17 protein-coding genes are annotated in these 20,164 nt (G+C 66.6%); 12 read left to right on the top strand and 5 right to left on the bottom strand.

Translation table 11 applies throughout. The annotated features are described in order from the left end of the window. Positions 1-10 precede the first annotated feature (10 nt). A complete protein-coding gene (locus tag J5M73_RS27560; RefSeq protein WP_102863566.1) occupies positions 11-334 on the top strand; it encodes an isochorismate lyase in 324 nt (107 codons plus the stop codon). Next, positions 327-1,760 carry an isochorismate synthase gene (locus J5M73_RS27565; protein WP_102863108.1) on the top strand — a complete coding sequence of 478 codons (1,434 nt, stop codon included), beginning with the start codon at positions 327-329 and terminating at the stop codon, positions 1,758-1,760. Before J5M73_RS27560 ends, J5M73_RS27565 begins: the two co-directional genes overlap by 8 nt. Before the next feature lie 206 nt (positions 1,761-1,966). Here the strand turns inward: J5M73_RS27565 and J5M73_RS27570 are convergent, their stop codons facing one another. The 4 genes from J5M73_RS27570 to J5M73_RS27585 form a co-directional block, all read right to left on the bottom strand. Continuing rightward, positions 1,967-2,908, bottom strand: coding sequence for an alpha/beta hydrolase (locus J5M73_RS27570; protein WP_207816587.1), 942 nt, complete (start codon positions 2,906-2,908; stop codon positions 1,967-1,969). A gap of 168 nt (positions 2,909-3,076) precedes the next feature. Beyond that, the gene (locus tag J5M73_RS27575) at positions 3,077-5,482 is read right to left on the bottom strand and encodes a TonB-dependent siderophore receptor (protein ID WP_207816589.1); all 2,406 of its coding nucleotides are present in this window, start codon (positions 5,480-5,482) and stop codon (positions 3,077-3,079) included. 116 nt (positions 5,483-5,598) lie between these two features. Continuing rightward, positions 5,599-6,582 carry a DUF4880 domain-containing protein gene (locus J5M73_RS27580; RefSeq protein WP_207816590.1) on the bottom strand — a complete coding sequence of 328 codons (984 nt, stop codon included), beginning with the start codon at positions 6,580-6,582 and terminating at the stop codon, positions 5,599-5,601. Next, positions 6,579-7,088 (bottom strand): sigma-70 family RNA polymerase sigma factor, encoded by a 510-nt coding sequence (locus J5M73_RS27585; protein ID WP_102863112.1) that lies wholly within the window; start codon positions 7,086-7,088, stop codon positions 6,579-6,581. Before J5M73_RS27585 ends, J5M73_RS27580 begins: the two co-directional genes overlap by 4 nt. A 168-nt stretch (positions 7,089-7,256) precedes the next feature. Here J5M73_RS27585 and J5M73_RS27590 point away from each other — a divergent pair, with 168 nt between their 5' ends. The 10 genes from J5M73_RS27590 to J5M73_RS27635 all read left to right on the top strand — a co-directional run bounded on the left by J5M73_RS27590 (position 7,257) and on the right by J5M73_RS27635 (position 18,579). Then, positions 7,257-8,216: a GNAT family N-acetyltransferase gene (locus J5M73_RS27590; RefSeq protein ID WP_207816591.1), complete on the top strand. Its 960-nt coding sequence runs from the start codon at positions 7,257-7,259 to the stop codon at positions 8,214-8,216. 213 nt (positions 8,217-8,429) lie between these two features. Beyond that, entirely contained in the window at positions 8,430-9,437 is a 1,008-nt protein-coding gene (locus J5M73_RS27595) for an NAD(P)-dependent alcohol dehydrogenase (RefSeq protein ID WP_207816592.1), read from the top strand. Positions 9,438-9,707: 270 nt separating this feature from the next. After that, a complete protein-coding gene (locus J5M73_RS27600; RefSeq protein WP_060839795.1) occupies positions 9,708-10,376 on the top strand; it encodes a GntR family transcriptional regulator in 669 nt (222 codons plus the stop codon). Between the two features lie 75 nt (positions 10,377-10,451). After that, positions 10,452-11,258, top strand: a complete 807-nt coding sequence (locus J5M73_RS27605; RefSeq protein ID WP_060841967.1) for an ABC transporter substrate-binding protein — start codon at positions 10,452-10,454, stop codon at positions 11,256-11,258. A 12-nt stretch (positions 11,259-11,270) separates the two neighbouring features. After that, positions 11,271-12,044, top strand: coding sequence for an amino acid ABC transporter permease (locus J5M73_RS27610; RefSeq protein ID WP_102863115.1), 774 nt, complete (start codon positions 11,271-11,273; stop codon positions 12,042-12,044). Between the two features lie 2 nt (positions 12,045-12,046). Beyond that, the gene (locus J5M73_RS27615) at positions 12,047-12,826 is read left to right on the top strand and encodes an amino acid ABC transporter ATP-binding protein (RefSeq protein ID WP_207166065.1); all 780 of its coding nucleotides are present in this window, start codon (positions 12,047-12,049) and stop codon (positions 12,824-12,826) included. 36 nt (positions 12,827-12,862) lie between these two features. Further along, complete coding sequence (locus tag J5M73_RS27620) at positions 12,863-14,473, top strand: gamma-glutamyltransferase family protein (protein WP_207816593.1); 1,611 nt, start codon at positions 12,863-12,865, stop codon at positions 14,471-14,473. A 185-nt stretch (positions 14,474-14,658) separates the two neighbouring features. Then, entirely contained in the window at positions 14,659-15,168 is a 510-nt protein-coding gene (locus J5M73_RS27625) for a sigma-70 family RNA polymerase sigma factor (RefSeq protein WP_060843894.1), read from the top strand. Next, complete coding sequence (locus tag J5M73_RS27630) at positions 15,165-16,112, top strand: FecR domain-containing protein (protein ID WP_060839790.1); 948 nt, start codon at positions 15,165-15,167, stop codon at positions 16,110-16,112. Before J5M73_RS27625 ends, J5M73_RS27630 begins: the two co-directional genes overlap by 4 nt. Positions 16,113-16,179: 67 nt before the next feature. Beyond that, the gene (locus J5M73_RS27635) at positions 16,180-18,579 is read left to right on the top strand and encodes a TonB-dependent receptor (protein ID WP_102863119.1); all 2,400 of its coding nucleotides are present in this window, start codon (positions 16,180-16,182) and stop codon (positions 18,577-18,579) included. A gap of 82 nt (positions 18,580-18,661) precedes the next feature. Here J5M73_RS27635 and mhpT read toward each other — a convergent pair whose 3' ends face one another. Continuing rightward, positions 18,662-19,873: a 3-(3-hydroxy-phenyl)propionate transporter MhpT gene (gene mhpT / locus J5M73_RS27640; RefSeq protein ID WP_060839788.1), complete on the bottom strand. Its 1,212-nt coding sequence runs from the start codon at positions 19,871-19,873 to the stop codon at positions 18,662-18,664. Between the last annotated feature and the right edge of the window lie 291 nt (positions 19,874-20,164).

A 20,164-nucleotide genomic window follows, 5' to 3' on the forward strand; every position in this document is an offset into this window, starting at 1 on the left:
AGTCATCAACATGAAAACCCCCGAGCAATGCAGCGCCCTGGAAGACATCCGCTGGGCGATCGACACCCTGGACCAGCAGATCATCCAGGCCCTCGGCCAACGCCTGGCCTACGTCAAGGCGGCCGCACAATTCAAGCCGACCCAGGACAGCATCGCCGCGCCGGAGCGGGTCGCGGCGATGCTCCCGCAGCGTCAGCAATGGGCCGAGCAGGCGGGCCTGGACCCGATGTTCGTGGTGCCGCTGTTTGCCCAGATCATCCACTGGAACATCGCCCAGCAAGTGCGCCACTGGCGCGTTCAGCGCGGGCTTGAGCAAGGAGTCGGCAATGAATGAGTCGTGCCTGTCCGGACTGACCCAGGCCCTGCGTGAAGGCGAGGCCCAGGCTCGGCGCAAGAGTCGCGCGGTACTGGTGGTGTTCAGCCTGGCCGCCGAGCGCCTGGAGCCACTGCGGCTGTTTGCCGCCAACCGCCAGGTGTTCGGCCAGAGCCTGTTCTGGTCCAGCGAGCAGGGTGCTCTGGCCCTGGCCGGGTTCGGCTGCACCGAGGAAATCAGCCCGCCGGCCGCCGAGCGCTTTGCCGCCAGTACCCAGGCCTGGCGCCAGCTGCTGGAGCAGGCTCATCAGGTCGGCCCGCGCAAGGCTTATCTGTGTGGCGGCTTCGCCTTCGATCCCCAGGCGCCGCGCAGTACTCAGTGGCAGTCGTTCGCCGCCACCTCCCTGGTGCTGCCACGGATTCTGTTGTTGCGCGAAGGCGAACAGCAGCACTGGCTGTTCAGCCTGTGGATCGAGCCGGGCGCCGATGTGGCCCATTGCGCTGCCGGCCTTGCGGCGGAATGGAACCTGCTGCAGGTCCGCTATGCCCATGCACCGTCACTGCAGGTGCCGGTGGGCACCCGGCAGGACGACGACGCCCCGGGCGCCGAGCAGTGGCAGGCCACCGTCGCCGGCGCCATCGGCCGGATCAACGCCGGTGAACTGAGCAAAGTGGTGCTGGCCCGGGAAGTCTGCCTGCGGGCCCCGCGCAGCATTCCCTGCGGCCCCTTGCTGGAGAACCTCAGGGCGGCCTATCCCCAGGCCTTCCTGTTTGCCTTCAGCCGCGGCGACAGTTGCTTCCTCGGCGCCACGCCCGAACGTCTGGTGCGCGTGGCCCGGGGCACCTTGAACACCGTGGCCCTGGCCGGCACCTGCGCCCGCGGTCAGCACGAGCAACAGGACGCCGAATTGGGCCAGGGCCTGATGGACAGCGCCAAGGATCGCCACGAGCACGCCCTGGTGGTGCAGACCCTGCGCGAAGCGCTGCAGCCCTATTGCGCCATGCTGGAGATTCCTGCGCAGCCGCAACTGCACCGCCTGGCCCACGTCCAGCACCTGCTGACCCCGGTGCTGGGGCGGCTGCGGCCCCAGGTGGACCTGCTGCAACTGGTCGACGCCCTGCACCCGACCCCGGCGGTGGGCGGCCTGCCCCGGGCCAAGGCCCTGGGGTATATCCGCGCGCATGAGCAACTGGACCGTGGCTGGTACGCCGCCCCGGTGGGCTGGCTCAACGCCGAGGGCGATGGCGAGTTTGCCGTGGCCCTGCGCTCGGCCTTGATTCGCGGCAACCAGGCGCACCTGTTTGCCGGTTGCGGGATTGTCGGTGAGTCGGACCCCGCGAGTGAGTACCAGGAAACCTGCCTGAAGTTGCGCACCATTGGCGACGCGTTGTGTCCGCCAGCGGCCTTGCCGAGCGTGGCCGTGAGCGGCGGGCAGAGCGCCTTGTAGCCGCTGCCGAAGGCTGCGAACGAGCCGCAGGTGTGCAGCGATCCTGAGGGCGTCGAGGCCCCTTCGGTGCCTTGCGCAGCCTGCGGCAGCGGCTACACAGAGGGTTTCCTGTAGCCGCTGCTGAGCCCGCGAAGCTGCGCAAAGGCCCGCAGGGCCTTGCCTGGCGACCCCAGCCAAGCCCCGGCCTCGCGTCCTAGCCAGCAGCTTCAGCCAGTGGGCGCGGCGCTGGCCGTCGGGCCGGCGACGCTGGACGCCGGCCTGGCCCGCAGCAGGGCATTGATCGCCTGGCCGTAGTCCTTGCCCGCCAGGCGCATGCTGTTGTTGTGGGTGCCGCCGGGCACCAGCAGCAGCTTTTTCGGTTGCAGCGCAACCTTGAACAGTTCCTTGCTCAAGCGTGGTGGTACGTAGTCGTCTTTCAGGCCGTGCACCACCAGCAGTGGCATGCCGATGTCGCGGATCTTGTCGACGGAGTCGAACTTCTGCGACAGCACCCAGCGCACCGGCAGCGAGGTCTTGGTCACCGCGGCGGCGGCATCGGCCAGGTTGGTGAAGGTGGACTCGACGATCAGCCCGCGGGCGGCAATCGGGGTTTTCTCGGCGGCGGCCGTGCGCCCCAGTTCGGCGGCCAGGTCGATGGCCACCGCGCCGCCCAGGGAGTGGCCGTAGATCAGGCGCTTGCGGGCGTCGGGCTGCAGCAGCTTGAGCCGCTCCCAGGCGATGCGCGCGTCTTCATACACGCTGCTTTCCGAGGGCAGGTCGCCGTGGCTCTGGCCGAAGCCGCGGTAGTCGATGGCCAGCACCGAGTAGCCCAGGGCGTGCAGTTGCTCGATGCGAAACAGCTGGCCGGTGAGGTTCCAGCGCACCCCGTGCAGGTAGAGGATCGCCGGGGCGTCGGCGCGCGTGGCCGGCCACCACCAGGCGTGGAGGTTCTGCCCGGCCTTGAAGCTTTTCGGCTTGAGTTCCAGCTCCTGCACCGTGCTCGGCAGGCCGCGATACCAGCCGGCGGTGCCCGGCTCGATGCGAAACACCAACTTGCGCTCCTGGTGTTCGAGCACCGCGCAGCTCACCGGCAGGCCGACGATCAGGGTGGCCAGGCACAGCAGGGAAAGCCAGCGACGGCGCAGGCGCTGGGACAGGGTTGGGGACATGGAAGGCTTCACCACGGAACGATCAGCCAGGAGTTTTAACAGAAGTGTGCGGATGGCTGTAGTGATTTTGCTGCCGTGGTCGCCGCATCGGGCTACCCGATACCAGGTGATTGTCAGCGGCCCGACCCTGCCCGATTGGGCAGGGTGCACTGATTGGGGGACTAGGTCTTAGAAGTCCCAGCGAGTGGTCACCATCACATTGCGTGGGTCACCGTAGTAGGCCGAGTCATAGAAACCGATGTTGGTGTAGTACGACTTGTCGAACAGGTTGTTGACGTTCAGGGTCGCCGAAAGGTTGTCGGTGACTTGGTAGCGCGCCATCAGATCCACTAGCCAGAACGGGTCCTGGGAGAACTTTTCGTAACGGTCCTTGCCACGGTTGTACAGCGTTTGCCAGCCCTCACCCTGCCAGCGGGCGCCACCGCCCAGGGTCAGTTTGTCGAGGCTGCCGCCGAGCTTGTAGCTGCTATAGAAACTGAGCTGATCTTGCGGTTCCCAGGTGGCCACCTTCACCCCGTCGGCATCACGGCTGACCTTGTGGGTATAGCCGGCCTGCAATTGCCAGCCAGGACGCAGCTCACCGGAGATCTCCGCTTCGTAGCCCTTGGTCTTGGTCTTGGTGGCGATATAGGAGAAGTCGACCCCAGGATTGGAGTTGTAGATGGTGTCGGCGATTGGACGGTTTTCCTCGTGTACCTCGAAGTAGGCGAGGCTGGAGTTCAGGCGACCGTCGAAGAACTCGCCCTTGAGCCCGACCTCGTAGTTTTTCCCTTCGTTGGGTTCGAGCATCTTGCGCGTGCGGTCACGGTACTGGGTTTGCGGTTGGAAAATCTCGGTGTAGCTGGCGTAGGCGGAGACATTGTCGTGGAGGTCGTAGACCAGGCCGGCATAGGGCACTACCTTGCCGCTCTCCTTGGTGTCGCTGGTACCGGTGACCTGGAAATTGGCGACGCGGGTGCCGAGCAGCAGCGACAGGTCGTCCGTCAGGCTGAAGCGGCCGGTGAGGTAGGTGCCGGTCTGGCGCGTGGTTTCATCGTTGATCTTGGTCGGCTGGTTCCACAGGGGCTCGATGGCTTCGCCGTGCCAGTTGTAGAAGTCATAGGCGTTGTCGAAATAGGTGGCGTCGGAATAGTCCTTGCCCTTCCATTCCGAGATCGACAGGGACTGGCCCACTACCAGCTGGTGTTCTCGACCGAAGAGTTCGAAAGGTCCGGATGCATAGACGTCGAGGCTGTCACTGGTGGTTTCGCCAGTGTATTTGCGAGCGTAGATCGAACTGGTGGTAGCGGTGTCCTGGGAGACGTAGCCCAGGGGCGCGTCATAGCCGTTGATCTGGTGGTTGTACTGGGCCTTGGCGACCCAGCCATTGTCGAAGTTGTGCTCCAGGGTGGCGAACACGGTACGGGTGTATTGTTCCCAACTGCTCCACTTCGGACCATTGTTGAACGAGCGAGGCAGGTTCAGATAATTGCCGTCCGGGTCATAGACGGTACGTGTGCCGGTCCAGCTCGAGCCCTTCGGGTCGCTGTCCTGATAGTCGGCACCCAGGGTCAGCAGGGTGTCCGGTGACAGGTCGAATTCAAGGATGCCGTAGTAGACATTGGTCTTGCGCTGGTAGTGATCAAGAAACGATTTCTTGTCTTGGTAGGCGGCCACCGCCCGGCCGCGGACGTTGCCGGAGTCGGTCAGCGGCCCGCTGACATCAATCTGGGTGCGATAGTTGTCCCAGGAGCCGGCGCCGAGCTCGATGCTGCTCTTGAACTCGGACGTGGGCTTCTTGCGGATCAGGTTGATGGTGCCGCCAGGACCGCCGGCGCCGGTCAGCAGGCCGGTCGCGCCCTTGAGCACTTCGACGCGGTCGTACAGCGCCATGTCGGTCATGGTCTGGCCGGCCGAGTACTGGGCGTCACGCAGGGTCGGGATGCCGTCGTACTGGAAATTGACGATGGAGAAACCGCGGGAATAGTAGTTGGTGCGTTCGCTGTCGTAGGTGGATACGGTGATACCCGGCGTGTGGCGCATCACGTCGTCTATTGCCGTGAGGCCAAAGTCATCCATCACCTGGCGGGTCACCACCGAGATCGACTGCGGGGTTTGCCGCGGGGTCAGCACCAGCCGGGTGGCGGTGGCGATGGTGCCTGGGGTATAGGAACCGGTGCCTTCGGTAACGCTGCCCAACTGGTTGGCGCTGACCGTGGTCGCCCCCAGCTCGACCCGTTCACCGCCGCTGGCCTGGACCACCCGATAGCCCGCGCCCTCGGCCACGGCTTGCAGGCCCAGGGGTTTGAGCAGGCGCTGCAGGCCTTCGTCCACGCTGAAGCGGCCATTGAGGCCGGTGCTGCGCTTGCCGGCGCTGAGGCTGGCATCGATGGCGATCATGCTTGCCGATTGCTGGCCGAAGGCGCCCAGCACCTGGTCCAGGTTGCCCGGGGCGATGGCGTAGTCGCGCTGCTGGCGGTCGGTCACGGCGGCGCCGGCTTCGGCGGCCATCAGCGGCAGGCTGGTGCTGGCGATGGACAGGCCGATGAACACCGGGCGCAAGGCCGCGGCAAGGGGCGTAAGGCGAATGTGCATAAGGGAAATCCGTGGGTTGAGAAGGGTTGGCGCTGAGCTGTTTTCCAGCTTCTTCCCTGGTCTTGATGCACGAGATTGAAAAAACTGCCGCCGCTTCGGAAAAAAAACCGAAAAAATCAGCTGGCCTCCACGGTGGCCCAGTAACCCATCACCCGCCGGATGCGAATCGGCAGGGTCTTGGCCAACAGGTCGAGGCTGGCGTCCGGCTGGTCCAGGGAGAACGAGCCGGAGACGCGCAACCCGGCGACCTCGGCGGCGCAGCGCAAGAGGCCCGGGCGATAGCGGTCGAGCTCGGCGATCACCTCGCCCAGGGGCTGGCGCTCGGCGATCAGCAGGCCCTGGGTCCAGGCACTGGCGGTGGCGGGCACTGTGGTCAGGGCGCCGATCCGCTGCTGGTTGATTTCCACTTGCTGGCCCGCGCCCAGGCTCAGCGCGGGGTGCTGGGCGTTACTGAGCGAGCCGCTGCCGGCGAGCACCTGTGCCCGGGTGCCGTGGCTGCCCGGCCAGCCGACGCTGAGGATCAGTTGCGACTGGGGCGCCAGCAGTATCCACGCATCGGCGGTGACGATCCGCAGCGGCGCGGCGTTGCCCAGGGTCAACAGCAGGCGGCCAGTGTTGAGCCGCAGTTGCAGGCCCAGGGGGCTGTGCTGCTGATCGAGGCTGGTGCGGGTGTCCAGTTGCAGGCTGGCGCCCGTGGCCAGTTGCAGTTGGCGGCGCTCGCCGGTGCTGGTGTGGTAGTCGCTGAACAGCTGCGGCAACAGCAGCCGTTCACGCACGCTCCAGCTGCTGGCGGCCACCACGCCGAGGCCGACGATGCCCTTGAGCAGGGTGCGCCGCCCGGGGTGGCTGCGGGCCTGCAGCAGCTGCCGGGCACGGGGCGCGGGCAGGCTGCGGGTGCTGTCACGCAGGTCCTGGCCGATGCCGACCAGGCGTTGCCAGGCCAGTTCGTGTTGCCGCTCGGCCCGGCGCCAGGCCAGGCAGGCGGCCTGCTGCTCGGGGTTGCTGATGCCCGATTGCAGCAACACCAGCCACTCCAGGGCCTGGTCCAGGACCTGCTGTTCCAAGGCGCCCTGATCGTCCACCGGCTGGAAGGCGTTCATCCCGGGTACACCGCCGCATAGCAATGGCGGTAGGCCTTGAGCATGGCTTTCTGCACCACGTTGACCGAGAGCTGCAGGCGCTCGGCAATCTGCGGGTAGGTCAGGCCTTCGAGCTGGGACAGCAAGAACACTTCGCGCACCCGGGCGCCCAGGCCATCCAGTACCTGGCCCACGGCGTCCAGGGCTTCGAGCACCAGCAGGCGGGTTTCCGGCGAAGGCTGGTGCTGTGGCTCCAGCTGCGCCAGGGATTCCAGGTAGGCGCGCTCCAGGGCCTGACGGCGGAAATACTGGCCGCACAGGCGGCTGGCCACGGTATTGAGGTAGGCCCGGGGTTCACGCAACAGGGGCAGTTGCTCGCTGCGCAGAATGCGCAGGAAGGTGTCCTGCGCCAGGTCCAGGGCCTGGTCCTGGTTGCCGAGCTTGCGCCGCAGCAACTGCACCACCCAGTTGTGATGCTGGACGTAGAGCTCGCCCACGGCGTGCTGTAGCGAAGAATTGGGCACCATCGATAGAGGTTCCGGGACCGAGGCGGGCGAAAAGGGTGTTTATGGTAATGCTTCTCATTAGTGCTTGCTCGAGTTTTTATCGCTGCCGACCAGGGCCCGAGCACATCGGGCTTGTCGGCTATATAGTTGTAAGCTACAACTAAAAAGTCCACGAACGAGGTCACGCTTATGTCGAGCCCATCCGCAGGTTTCATCCCTCAATTGCGCCAGGCTTCCCGGCAGATGGTTCGCGAGCTGGGCTTCATGCACAGCACCCTGGCCGCCACCGACTACCCGCCCTCGGCGGTGCACGCGCTGCTGGAAATCGGCCAGGGCAATGCCTTGACCGCCAGTGACCTAGTGACGCTGCTGGGCCTGGAGAAATCCAGCGTCAGCCGGCTGGTGCGCAAGCTGGTGGAGGCGGGCGAGATCGGCGAACAGGCCGATGCGCAGGATGCCCGCTCGAAGCGGCTGCACCTCACCGCCCAGGGACGCCAGACCCTGGCCGGCATCGACCGTTTTGCCCAGGCCCAGGTGGCCGCGGCCCTGGCGCACCTGAGCGCGGACCAGCAGCTTTGCGCCTCGACAGGCATCGCCGACTACGCCCGGGCATTGCGTGCGGTGCGCCTGGGCGAGGCGCCCGAGCCGCCCGAGTGCTGGTCCATCGCCGCTGGCTACCGGCCGGGGGTGATTGGCCGCATTGCCGAAATGCATGCCTGCTACTACGCCGCCCGGGCCGGTTTCGGTCAGCCCTTCGAAAGCCTGGTGGCGGCGGACATGGCCGAGCTGATGGGGCGTTTGCACAACCCGCGCAACCAGGTCTGGGTGGCGCTGCGGGGCGAGCGGATCGTCGGGTCCATCGCCATTGATGGGGAAGGCGAGGGCGGCGAGGCGATCCTGCGTTGCTTCATCCTCGACGATGCTGCCCGCGGTCGAGGGCTGGGCCGGCGACTGCTGGGCGAGGCCCTGGCGTTCTGCGACCAGTGGGGCTTTGCCGCCACCCGCTTGTGGACCTTCAAGGGCCTGGACGCGGCGCGCACGCTGTATGAGCAACACGGCTTCGTATTGGCGCAGGAGCAGGTGGGCGACCAGTGGGGCGCAACGATGACCGAGCAGTGTTTTGTGCGAGCCAGGGTGGGGGAGCGTTGAAACCCGCTGAGCGTTGTCGCCGCTGCTGAGCCCGCGAAGCTGCGCAAAGGCCCGCAGGGCCTTGCTTGGCAGTCCCGAGCCGAGCCCCTAGCGGCACTGAAAACCTGCGTCTCCTGCGGAGCCGTTCGCAGCCTGCGGCAGCGGCTACAGATCGCCGGTATTGGTGGTAGGGTTAGCCCCCTGGACAATTATCGATCTGTGGAGACCCATTCCATGCAAGCCATCAAGCTCAGCCTGCCGGCATCCCTGGACAACCTGAAAACCGTGGAGCTGGCCGATCCCGGGCAACCCGGCGCCGGGCAGATCCGCGTGCGCCTGCATGCCTGTTCCCTGAATTTCCACGATTACGCCGTGGTCACCGGCGCGCTGCCGACTGCCGATGGGCGGATTCCCATGGCCGACGGTGCCGGGGTGGTGGAAGCGGTGGGCGAGGGCGTCAGCGAGTTCAAGGTCGGCGATGCGGTGGTGTCCTGCTTCTTCCCCCATTGGCACGATGGCGGCCCGGCGATTGCCGATTTCAGCACCACCCCGGGCGATGGCGTCGACGGTTACGCCCGTGAAGTGGTGATCCAGCCCAGCCACTGGTTCACCCACGCGCCCCAAGGCTACAGCCACGCCGAAGCCGCGACCCTGACCACCGCCGGCCTGACCGCCTGGCGCGCGCTGGTGGTGGATGGCGCGCTCAAGGCCGGGGACACCGTGCTGGTGCTGGGCACCGGCGGGGTGTCGATCTTCGCCTTGCAACTGGCCAAGGCCATGGGCGCCACGGTGATTGCCACCTCGTCCTCGGACGCCAAGCTGGCCAAGGTCCGCGAACTGGGGGCCGACCACACCATCAACTACCGCACCCAGCCTGAGTGGGGCAACGAAGTGCTCAGGCTCACCGGCGGGCGCGGCGTCGATCACGTGGTGGAAGTCGGCGGCCCGGGCACCTTGCCGCAGTCGATCACGGCCTGCCGCATCGGCGGGCATATCGCCCTGATCGGCGTGCTCACCGGCTGGGCCGGCCCGGTGCCGACGGCGGCACTGATGGCCAAGCAACAACGCCTGCAGGGCCTGATCGTCGGCAGCCGCCAGCAGCAGATCGAGATGGTCCGTGGCCTGGAAGCCACCGGCATCAAGCCGGTGATCGACAGCACCTTCCCCCTGGCAGAGATCGCCAAGGCCTTCGCCCATGAAGCCTCGGGCGCGCACCTGGGGAAAATCTGCCTGACGTTCTGAGGCGTTGATCGCGGCAACGCCCGGGTGGCTCCGGGGGTTGCCGCAGCCCCGATGGCGCTTGTTACCAGGCGCAACCTGTACGCCCCACTTTGACTCACTGCCTGCGCGTTTTCGTAGCAGCCTGGCCTTGGCCGCGCTCCTGGCACCTTCCTGCTCATCGAGCACTGGTTCGGCAAATCAATGACTTGAGTCCGCTTGCGCCAAGCTGGCACGCATTCTGCTTTTTTGTATCTATGGATAATTGGATACAAAAATACAAAAGGTGCCTCTATGCAATTCGCTCCCGCCTACGTTGACCGCCAGCCGCTGACCGCCGAGGAGGAGGCCTACAACTTTCTCCTGGAGGCGATCTGCGGCGGCCGCTACCGCAAGGGCGACCGGCTGATCGCCGAGGACATCGCCAGCGAGATCGGCATGAGCCGCATGCCGGTGCGCGAAGCCTTTCGCCGCCTCGATGCCCAGGGCCTGGTGACCCTGCGGCCCAATCGCGGGGCGGTGGTCAGCGGCCTGGACATCGAAGAGCTGCACGAAGTGTTCGAGATGCGCAGCGCCCTCGAAGGCCTGGCGGTGCGGGTGGCGGTGGGGCGTATCGGCGAGCGCCAGCTGGCGGCCCTGGAACGGCTGCTGGACGAGATGGACGACTACCGCGACGAGAGCGCCGAGTGGGTCAGCCGCCATCGGGCCTTCCATGAATACCTGTGCAGCCTCAGCGGCCGGCCCCGGCTGATGAAGCAGATCTCGGCCCTCTATTCGCTGGTGGAGGCGCCCATGCGCCTGTGGCTGCAACACGGCGAAAAACCCCTCAGCGCCCGCCAGGAGCACGCGGTGATCCTCGATGCGATTCGCGCCGGCGATGCCGAGCGTGCCGAAGCGGTGGTGCGCGAGCACATCGAGGGCACGGTGCCGGCGCTGATCCAGTTTCTGCAAACGGAACAATAGAAGCGGGCCCGAGCCCGCCCCTTGTGTTGACTTTGAATCCTGCCCCCGTTGTTCAACGAAGTGGAGTGTCTGGTCATGCATAAACGCCGCGCCTTGCTGGTGGCCGTATCCCTGGGACTCTGTGCACAGTGGGCCGCCGCCGCGCCCCAGGTGCCGGAGCGCCTGCAACAGGTCGACAAGCTCACCTATTGCTCGGGGATGGATTCACCGCCCCTGGTGTCTTTCGACCAAGCCCAGAAGCCCCGCGGGCTGAGCGTCGACCTGGGCCTGGAAATCGCTCGCCGCCTGGGCAACAAGGAGGTGCAATGGCGAGTGATTCCGTTCTCCGGGTTGCTCCCGGCGCTGCTGGCCCGGCAGTGCGACATGATCGTCGACCAACTGTTCGACAAGCCCGAACGGCGCGAAGTGATCGACATCGTCAACTACATGTATTCCAGCCAGTCGGTGGTGGTGCCCAAGGGCAACCCCAAGGCGATCAAGAGCCTGGATGATTTGTCCGGGCGCAAGGTTGCGGTGCTCAACGGCTCGACCATCAAGACCCTGCTGGACGCCCACAACGCCAGCCTCGCCCAGGCTGGCAAGGCACCGATGACACTGGTGGTCTACAACAGCGACACCGATGCCTTCCAGGCCTTGCGTATCCGTCAGGTGGACGCCTACGGCACCACCGTGGAAACCGCCGGCTACTACGCCGCCATGGCCCCGGACCTGTTTCAGGAAGGGGTGCCGGCCTTCAGCCGGATCCTCACCGGCCTGGGCATCCGCAAGGACGATGCGCAGTTGAGCGCTGCGGTGCAGCAGATCATCAACGACATGCGCAGCGACGGCAGCTATGCCCGGTTGCTGAGCCAGTGGCAGGTCAGCAGCGACACCCTGAACTGAGGCAGCGCCGCGATGAATTTCAATTGGGATGTGTTCTGGCAGTACCTGCTGCAACCCAGCGGGGTGTACCTCACCGGGCTCTGGCTGACGTGCGTGATCAGTGTCCTGGGCATGGCGCTGGGCTGTGTCCTGGGGCTGGCGGCGGCGCTGCTGCGCCTGTCGCGCAACCCCTTGCTGTACCTGCCGGTACGTTTTTACGTGTGGCTGATGCGCGGCACGCCGTTGCTGGTGCAGATCGTCTTTCTCTACACCGCCCTGGCGGCTGGCGGGATCTTTCGCTTCGAGGACCTGCAACTGTTCGGCCTGGTGGTGCCGGGCAACATCCAGGCGGCGATCATCGCCCTGGGCCTCAACGAAGGCGCCTACATGGCGGAGATCATCCGCGCCGGGATCGGCGCCGTGGACAAGGGCCAGTACGAGGCCGGGCGCTGCCTGGGCATGACCTTCGCCAAGCTGATGCGGCGCATCGTCCTGCCCCAGGCGTTCCGGGTGATCGTTCCGCCCCTGGGCAACGAGTTCAACGTGATGCTCAAGAACACCACCCTGGTCAGCGTGATCGGCGTGCAGGAGCTGCTGCTGAGCACGCAGATGGTCACTTCGGCGACCTTCCGGGTGTTCGAGCTGTACCTGGTGGTGGCCCTCTACTTCCTGCTGCTGACCACCCTGTGGGGCTTCTTCCAGCGCTGGCTGGAAAAGCGTTTCGGCCAGAGTGACCGACCCGCGCCGCCGGCCGCCGGCCACCGGATGTTCGGGCGCCACACCTTCAAATTGCTGCGGGGACGTTGAACATGGCACACCAGAGTGAAGACCTGATCATCGAGGCCCGGGACCTGCACAAGTCGTTCGGCGCCCTGCAGATCCTCAAGGGCATTTCCCTGTCGGTACGCCGCGGTGAAGTGGTGGTGCTGATCGGCGCCTCGGGCTCGGGCAAGACCACCTTCATCCGCTGCATCAATCTGCTGGAGCAGATCCAGTCCGGGCTGATCCGGGTCAACGGCCGGGCCATGGGCTATCGCGAGCGCGCCGACGGCAGCCTGGTGCGCGATAGCGAGCGCAACATCGCCCGCCAGCGCCGGGACATCGGCATGGTGTTCCAGCGCTTCAACCTGTTTCCCCACATGACGGCCCTGGAAAACATCATCGAGGCGCCGATCCAGGTCCTCGGCGTGCCCCGGGCCGAAGCGGTGGAGCAGGCCCAGGCCTTGCTCGCCCGGGTCGGCCTGGCGGACAAGGCCGGGCACTACCCGTCGATGCTGTCCGGCGGCCAGCAGCAACGGGTGGCCATCGCCCGGGCCCTGGCGATGAAACCCCAGGCCATGCTCTTCGACGAGCCCACCAGCGCCCTGGACCCGGAAACCGTGGGCGAGGTGCTGCAGGTGATGAAGCAGCTGGCACAAGAGGGCATGACCATGGTGGTGGTCACCCACGAGATGGGCTTTGCCCGGGAGGTGGCCGACCGGGTGGTGGTGCTCGACCAGGGCGAACTGATCGAGCAGGGGCCGCCGGAACAGATCTTCAGCCGCCCCAGCCACCCGCGGACCCAAGCCTTTCTCAGCCGTGTGCTGTGATTTTTTGCGGCCTCAACCCTTGCACGAGCCTTTGCCATGCTGAATTTTTCTGCCCATGAGTACCCCTACGCCTCACAACGCCAGAGCGTGTATGCCCGTCGCGGCATGGTCGCCGCGTCCCAGCCCCTGGCCGCCGAGGCCGGGATCGAGATCATGCGTGGCGGTGGCAATGCCATCGACGCCGCGATTGCCAGCGCCGCAGTGCTGACGGTGGTCGAACCCACGGGCTGCGGCCTGGGGGGCGACGCCTTTGCCCTGGTCTGGACCCAGGGCCAGTTGCATGGCCTGAGTGCCAACGGCCAGGCCCCGGCCGCCCTGAGCATCGAGGCAGTGCGGGCCGCCGGGCACGCGCAGATGCCGCTGTATGGCTGGACCCCGGTCACCGTGCCGGGTTGCCCCTCGGCCTGGGCCGAGCTGTCCCGGCGCTTCGGCAAGCTGCCCTTTGCCCAGTTGCTGCAACCGGCCATCGAACTGGCCCGGGACGGTTTCCCCCTGTCGCCGGTGGTCGCCCGGCAATGGCAGATCGCCCTGGAGGAGTTCGCTCCCCACCGCGACCGGCTGCTGCAACCCTGGTTCGACACCTTCCTGATCGACGGCCGCGCCCCCCGGGCCGGGGAGGTGTTTCGCAACCCGGCCCAGGCGCGGACCCTGCAGGAACTGGCGGCCAGCCTGTGCGAGAGCTTCTATCGCGGCGAACTGGCCCAGCGCCTGGATGCCCATTCCCGGGCCACCGGCGGCTACCTGCGGGCCAGTGACCTTGAGGGCTACAGGGCGCAGTGGGTGCAACCGATCAAGGTCGATTACCGCGGCTATCAAGTCTGGGAAATCCCTCCCAGCGGCCAGGGGCTGGTGGCGCTGATGGCGCTGAAGATCCTCGAAGGCTTCGACTTCGACCAGCGTGACAGCCAGCAGACCTGGCACCGCCAGCTGGAGGCGATGAAGCTGGCCTACAGCGACGGCCTGCACCACATCACCGACCCGGCGCACATGCGCGTGGCGGTGGCCGATCTGCTCAGCGACGCCTACAGCGCCCGGCGGCGGGGGCAGATCGCGGAACAGGCGCAACCGCCCAAACCCGGCGACCCCCATGCCAGCGGTACGGTGTACCTGGCCACGGCGGATGCCGAGGGCAACATGGTGTCGTTCATCCAGAGCAACTATCACGGCTTCGGCTCCGGGGTGGTGCTGCCGGACAGCGGCATCGCCCTGCAGAACCGCGGCCAGGAATTCAGCCTCGACCCGGCGCACGCCAACGCCCTGGCGCCGGGCAAGAAGACCTTCCACACCATCATCCCGGGCTTTCTCAGCCAGGCCGGTGTGCCCCTCGGGCCGTTCGGCGTGATGGGTGGCTACATGCAGCCCCAGGGCCATGTGCAGATGGTCATGAACCTGGTGGATTTCGGCCTCAACCCGCAGGCCGCACTGGATGCGCCGCGCTGGCAATGGCTGGGGGACATGCGCGTGGGCATCGAGCAGGGCGCCTCGGGCGATCTGGCCAACGCCCTGGCCCGGCGCGGCCATCAGGTGCAGATCGCCCACGACTCGCTCAACTACGGACGCGGCCAGATCATCCTGCGCGACCCGGTCAGCGGCGTGTTCTGTGGCGGCACCGAGCCCCGGGCGGACTCCCATATTGCGCTGTGGTAGCCGGCTGTGGCGTGGGGACGCCAGGCGGCTGCGCGGCGCCGGTCTGAACCTGGCCAGTGCGCCGATGGGGCATGAGCGGGGCAGGGCACGCCAGGACCAGGGCAACGAAAGAAGGTGTGCCGGCGAGCGATATTAAATAGAATGAGTCTCATTTGATTTAACGTGCCACGCCGGGTGCCCTTGCCATGAATGACGCCGTACTGCCAACGGAGCACACCTTCGACAACCTGTACCGTGAGCACCGCAGTTGGCTTGAAAGCTGGCTGCGGCGACGCCTGGGCAACGCCTGGGATGCCGCCGACCTGAGCCAGGACACCTTCCTGCGGGTGCTCGGCAGCGCCCAACCCCTGGCCCAGTTGCAGGAGCCGCGGGCCTACCTGCTGACCGTGGGCAAGCGCTTGCTGATCAACTTCCATCAGCGGCGCAGCCTCGAACAGGCCTACCTCAACGCCCTGGCGACCCTGCCCGAGGCCTGCGTACCTTCGCCCGAACAGCGCTGGATTGTCCTGCAAGCGCTGCAGGCGCTGGACGAGCTGCTCGATGGCCTGCCCCATCCGGTGCGCCGGGCGTTTCTCTGGAGCCAGCTGGAAGGCCTGGGTTACCGCGAGATTGCCGAGCGCCTGCGGGTGAGCGAGCGCACGGTCAAGCGCTACATGGCCCAAGCCTACGAACACTGCCTGCTGGTGGAGCTGTGACCTCGTCCACCGGCAGCGATCCGCGTCAGGTCGCCCGCGCCGCGGCGCGCTGGCTGGCCTTGCTGGAGTCCGGCAGCGCCAGCGAGAGCGACCAGCAGGGCCTGCAACAATGGCGCGAGCGCTGCGCCAGCCACGAACAGGCCTGGCAGAAAGCCCAACTGTTGCGCCAACGTTTCGCCGAGCTGCCCCCGGCCCTGGCCCTGGCCAGCCTCGACCGCCCACAAGTGGGACGTCGGGCCCTGCTCAAGCGTGGCCTGGGGGTGGCGCTGCTGGTGCCGAGCGCCTGGTGGCTGAGCCGGCAATTGCCCCTGGAGGCATGGCGCGCCGACCTGCACACCGCCACCGGCGAGCGCAGGCAGCTGTCCCTGGCCGACGGCAGTTTCCTGCAGCTCAATACCGCCACGGCGCTGGACCTGGACCTGGCGGCGCGCCGCCTGACCCTGGTGCAGGGCGAGATCGCGCTCAGGGTGCCGGGCCATTCGGCCCTGACCCTGTACACCGACTTCGGCCGGGTGCGGGTCAGCCAGAGCGAAGTCTGCGTGCGCCAGGAGCGCCTCGGCTGTCGGGTCTCGGTGGTCAGCGGCGTGGTCCAGGTGCAGCCTTTGCAGGGGCCGGCCCTGACCCTGCACGGCGGGCAGCAGGTCAGTCTGCAGGCTTCCGGCGCCGGGTTGCCGCAGGTCTTCGACAGCGCGATACCCGGTTGGCGCGAAGGGGTGTTGCTGGCCCAGGACCAGCCGCTGGGGGATTTTTTGCGCGAGTTGAGTCGTTACCGCCGCGGCGTGTTGCGCTGGGACCCGGAGTTGGAGGCGCTGCGGGTCACCGGCAGTTTCCGTGTCGAGGACACCGACCGGGTGCTGGCCTTGCTGGCCGCCAGCCTGCCGCTGGAGGTGCAGGCGCGGACGCGTTTCTGGGTCACGCTGCGTTCGCGTAAAAAACTCGCTTGAGGGCTGTCCCCTTTTTTCCAGGTGCCTGTCATTGCAGGTAAGTGAACGAAAAAGAGAGCCTCTTCAAATGCCCTGCGTCATGCCTGCTGCTGTGCGTCCCTTGTTGCGTCTGAGTCTGCTGCTGAGCCTGAGCGCCAGCCCGTTGCTGGTTCCCTTGAGCTGGGCCGAGGAGGGTGGCCGCCGCAGCTACCAGGTGCCGGCCGGCAGCCTGGGCGCTGTCCTGACCCGCTTTGCCGGGCTGTCCGGAGTCGATCTGGCGGTGGACCCGCGGCTGGTCGAAGGGCGCAGCAGCCCCGGGCTTTCCGGTGAGTTCGCGGTGCAGGAGGGCTTTGCCCGGCTGCTGCAGGGTTCGGGCCTGCAGTTGCACGCGGTGGGTGAACAGGCCTACACCCTAGCGCCGGTCCCCGAGGCCGGCGGCCTGGCGCTGCCCGCCACCTCGATTCTCGGCAGCGATCTCCCTGTCAGCGGCGAGCCCTATGCCGGGGGCCAGGTGGATCGCAAGGGCGGCCAGGGCCTGCTCGGCGACCGCGATTTCATGGACACCCCGTTCAACCTCACGTCCTACACCGCCGAGGCGCTGAAGAACCAGCAGGCGCGAACCCTGGGCGACGCCGTGGCCAGCGACCCTTCGGTTCGCACCACCAACCCGGCCAGCGGGCGTTTCGAGCAGTTCTCGGTGCGCGGCTTCAGCCTGTTCAACAGTGACGTGTCCTACGGCGGCCTGTACGGGATCCTGCCGACCTACGCCATCGACATGGAAATGGTCGGGCGCCTGGATGTGCTCAAGGGGCCGGGCATGCTGCTGGGCGGGATTGCGCCCCGGGGCAGCGTCGGCGGCGGCATCAACATCGAGCCCAAGCGTGCCGCGGACAGCCCCCTGACCGAGTTCACCGCGCTCTATGCGTCCGCCGGGCAGACCGGTGGCGCGGTGGACATCGGCCGGCGCTTTGGCGAGGGCAACCGCTTCGGCCTGCGTTTCAATGGTGTGCGCCAGTCCGGCGACACCGAGTGGGACCACCAGCAGCTCCAGCGCGAAACCGGAGTCATCGGCCTCGACCTGCGCGATGAGCGGCTGCGCCTGTCCCTGGACCTGGGGCACCAGGAACGTCACGCCGACGCGCCGATCGAGCGGGTCGAAGTGGCGGCCACGGCGAAAATGCCCAAGGCCGAAGACATCCGCCACAACATCGCCCAGTCCTGGACCTATGCCCATTCCAAGGACAGCTTCGGCGCGCTGCGCGGCGAGTATGACCTCAGCGATTCATTGATGGTGTACGCCGCCCTGGGGGCGCGCAAAGGCAACTACGACTTTCTGCGCCATGCGGTGCAGGTGACCAACAGCGCCGGCGACTTCACCGTGACCCCGCGCACCTTCCGTCGCGACGAGGACGTCAAGACCGCCGTCATCGGCCTGCGCAGCGGGTTTCAGACCGGGCCGGTCGGGCACAGCGTGAACCTGAGCCTGAACCGCTTCAACATGGATTTCGACAACGCCGGCGAGCGCTACCTGCGCGGTGTCAGCAACCTCTACCGACCGGTGGAGCTGCCGTTGCCCGGGCGTCCCAATCGCCTCGACACCAGCACCCACACGGAAAACCGCTTCACCAGCCTGGCCCTGGCCGACACCTTGAGCCTTGCCGAGGACCGGGTGCTGCTGACCCTGGGCGCACGCTTGCAGCGGGTCCAGGTCAGCACCTGGAGCGATGGCGTGCGCGAAGAACCGGTGAATGACGAGAAGGCCCTGTCCCCGGCCCTGGGCCTGGTGGTCAAGGTCACCGATCAGCTGTCGCTGTACAGCAACTACATGGAAGGCCTGAGCCAGGGCGCAACCGCCCCGACCACCGCCACCAATGCCAACCAAGTGTTCGCCCCGTATCGCAGCAAACAGGTGGAGGTCGGCGCCAAGTACGACCTGGGCCGTTTCGGCATGAGCGCCAGCCTGTTTCGCATCCAGCAGCCGTCCTATGTCTACGACGAGAACAACAACTACAAGCCCGATGGTCAGTTGCGCAACCAGGGCCTGGAGTTGAATGTCTTCGGCGAGCCCCATGACGGCGTGCGCCTGCTGGGCGGGCTGATGCTGCTCGACAGCGTGCAGACCGAAACCGGCCAGGGCCTGTATGACGGCAATCGCGGCACCGGCTCGCCGGTGGTCAATGCCAACCTTGGCGCCGAATGGGACATCGACAGCCTGCGCGGCCTGACCCTGACCGCGCGGGCGATTCACTCCAGCTCGCAATACCTGGACCCGGCCAACCAGCAGAAAATCCCCGGCTGGGAGCGCTATGACCTGGGGGCGCGCTATGCCTTCGAGCTGGGCAAGAAACCGATCACCCTGCGCGCCAGTGTCGAGAACGTGCTCAACACCGCCTACTGGGCCTCGGCCGCAAGCTCGTCCGACAGCGCGGCGGGGTTGACCTTGTCGACGCCGCGCACCTGGCTGGTGTCGGCGACGGTGGGGTTCTAGGGCCGTCCTCGAACAGTGCGCAGTCGCGGGCCAAGCTTGTTGGCGCGGTTACCGGGAGCCCGGTAACCGCCCTGTGCAAGGTTCAATGCGCAGGCTTGAGCTCGGGCGTGGCGTTGGCCCGGGCGATGACCGTGAGGATCGACAGCGCAGCGATGACCAGCCCTGGCGAGGTGGCCAGCAAAACCCCGGCGGTGCCGGCGCCGGCTGCGAGGATCTGCCCGGCGGCCAGGGGCCCGGCCACCGAGCCCAGGCGGCCGATGGCCACGGCAGCGCCCACGCCGGTGGCACGCACCGCGGTCGGGTAGGAGGGCGGTGCCAGCGCGTAGAGCACCAATTGTGCGGCCATCACGAACAGCCCCGCGGCAAATCCGGCCAGGGCCATGGGCGCAATGCCCTGCGACAGCCCGACCCCGGCCAGCGCCGCCAGCAACCCGGCGTACACGAACAGCACCACCTTGAGCCCGTTGCAGCGGTCCAGCAGCAGGCCGCCGAGCAGCGAGCCGAGGGCGCCGCCGATGTTGAACAGCATCTGCACCAGGCCCGCCTGGGGTTTGCTGAAGCCCTGTTCGAGCAGCAGCGAGGGCAGCCAGTTGAGCAGCATGTACATCACGGTCAGGGTGAAGAAGTAGCTGAGCCACAGGGCCAGCGTGGTGCGCGCGCGACCTGCGCCGAACAGCGCCTGGGCGGTGGAGGCGCGCTGGGTGCCGGCACTGGCGGTGTGTTGGCGAAAGGCACTGGATTCGGGCAGCAACCCGGCCATCAGCGGCACCACCAGCAGCGGCGCCAGGCCGCCGATGATGAAGGTGGTCTGCCAATGTTCGCTGGAGAACATCGCCACCACCGCCGCCAGCGCGCCACCCAGGGGCACGCCGCAGTACATGACGCTGATGGCCGTGCCCCGGCGGCGTTCGCTGACCGCTTCGGCGCACAGGGCGATCAGGTTGGGCAGCGCCGCGCCGAGGCCGAGGCCGGTCATGAAGCGCACCAGCAGCAGGCTCGAATAGCTCTCGACGTAGGCCGTGCACAGCGAGAACAGGCCGAACAGCAGCACCGCGCCGACCAGGATCTTCTTGCGCCCGATACGGTCGGCGACCCAGCCGCCGAAGAACGCCCCGGGCAGCAGGCCGATGATCCCGGCGCTGAACACCCAGCCCATCATCTTCGGATCCAGGGCGAAGCTCTGGCGCAATCCGGCGGCGGCGGTGCCGGCCGCCTGCAGATCGAACCCCTCGATCAGCGCAACGATAAAGCACAAAGCGATGGTCAGCGTCGAACGACGCGATGGACTGTCCATGGGCAAACCTCATTGTTGTTTTTGTTGTGGTGGCCAGTCGGACGCCGGGCCTGAATGCGCCGGCGCTGGTGGCTGGCAATTAAGATAACAAAGATAACTAAAAAATGAACAGCGCCTTGATTTCGGCTAATAAATGCAAATAAAGCCATTTAAATCAGATAGATAAACTATCAATAAGGATTACCTGTAAAAATAGATAATATTATTAATGTTCGATTATCGGTCATTTGTGGTTGACGTCAGGCTTGGGCTGTTTCCATTCTCTGTCCGCGACGTCGGCTGCCAGGCCCT

Source organism: Pseudomonas sp. 50_B, from assembly GCF_017491625.1.
Taxonomy (GTDB): domain Bacteria; phylum Pseudomonadota; class Gammaproteobacteria; order Pseudomonadales; family Pseudomonadaceae; genus Aquipseudomonas; species Aquipseudomonas danubii.

Excerpts from the sequence above, each read along its gene's own strand:
- J5M73_RS27560 (WP_102863566.1), top strand. The coding sequence starts at position 11 with ATGAAAACCCCCGAGCAATGCAGCGCCCTGGAAGACATCCGCTGGGCG.
- J5M73_RS27565 (WP_102863108.1), top strand. The coding sequence starts at position 327 with ATGAATGAGTCGTGCCTGTCCGGACTGACCCAGGCCCTGCGTGAAGGC.
- J5M73_RS27570 (WP_207816587.1), bottom strand. The coding sequence starts at position 2,908 with ATGTCCCCAACCCTGTCCCAGCGCCTGCGCCGTCGCTGGCTTTCCCTG.
- J5M73_RS27575 (WP_207816589.1), bottom strand. The coding sequence starts at position 5,482 with ATGCACATTCGCCTTACGCCCCTTGCCGCGGCCTTGCGCCCGGTGTTC.
- J5M73_RS27580 (WP_207816590.1), bottom strand. The coding sequence starts at position 6,582 with ATGAACGCCTTCCAGCCGGTGGACGATCAGGGCGCCTTGGAACAGCAG.
- J5M73_RS27585 (WP_102863112.1), bottom strand. The coding sequence starts at position 7,088 with ATGGTGCCCAATTCTTCGCTACAGCACGCCGTGGGCGAGCTCTACGTC.
- J5M73_RS27590 (WP_207816591.1), top strand. The coding sequence starts at position 7,257 with ATGTCGAGCCCATCCGCAGGTTTCATCCCTCAATTGCGCCAGGCTTCC.
- J5M73_RS27595 (WP_207816592.1), top strand. The coding sequence starts at position 8,430 with ATGCAAGCCATCAAGCTCAGCCTGCCGGCATCCCTGGACAACCTGAAA.
- J5M73_RS27600 (WP_060839795.1), top strand. The coding sequence starts at position 9,708 with ATGCAATTCGCTCCCGCCTACGTTGACCGCCAGCCGCTGACCGCCGAG.
- J5M73_RS27605 (WP_060841967.1), top strand. The coding sequence starts at position 10,452 with ATGCATAAACGCCGCGCCTTGCTGGTGGCCGTATCCCTGGGACTCTGT.
- J5M73_RS27610 (WP_102863115.1), top strand. The coding sequence starts at position 11,271 with ATGAATTTCAATTGGGATGTGTTCTGGCAGTACCTGCTGCAACCCAGC.
- J5M73_RS27615 (WP_207166065.1), top strand. The coding sequence starts at position 12,047 with ATGGCACACCAGAGTGAAGACCTGATCATCGAGGCCCGGGACCTGCAC.
- J5M73_RS27620 (WP_207816593.1), top strand. The coding sequence starts at position 12,863 with ATGCTGAATTTTTCTGCCCATGAGTACCCCTACGCCTCACAACGCCAG.
- J5M73_RS27625 (WP_060843894.1), top strand. The coding sequence starts at position 14,659 with ATGAATGACGCCGTACTGCCAACGGAGCACACCTTCGACAACCTGTAC.
- J5M73_RS27635 (WP_102863119.1), top strand. The coding sequence starts at position 16,180 with ATGCCCTGCGTCATGCCTGCTGCTGTGCGTCCCTTGTTGCGTCTGAGT.
- mhpT (WP_060839788.1), bottom strand. The coding sequence starts at position 19,873 with ATGGACAGTCCATCGCGTCGTTCGACGCTGACCATCGCTTTGTGCTTT.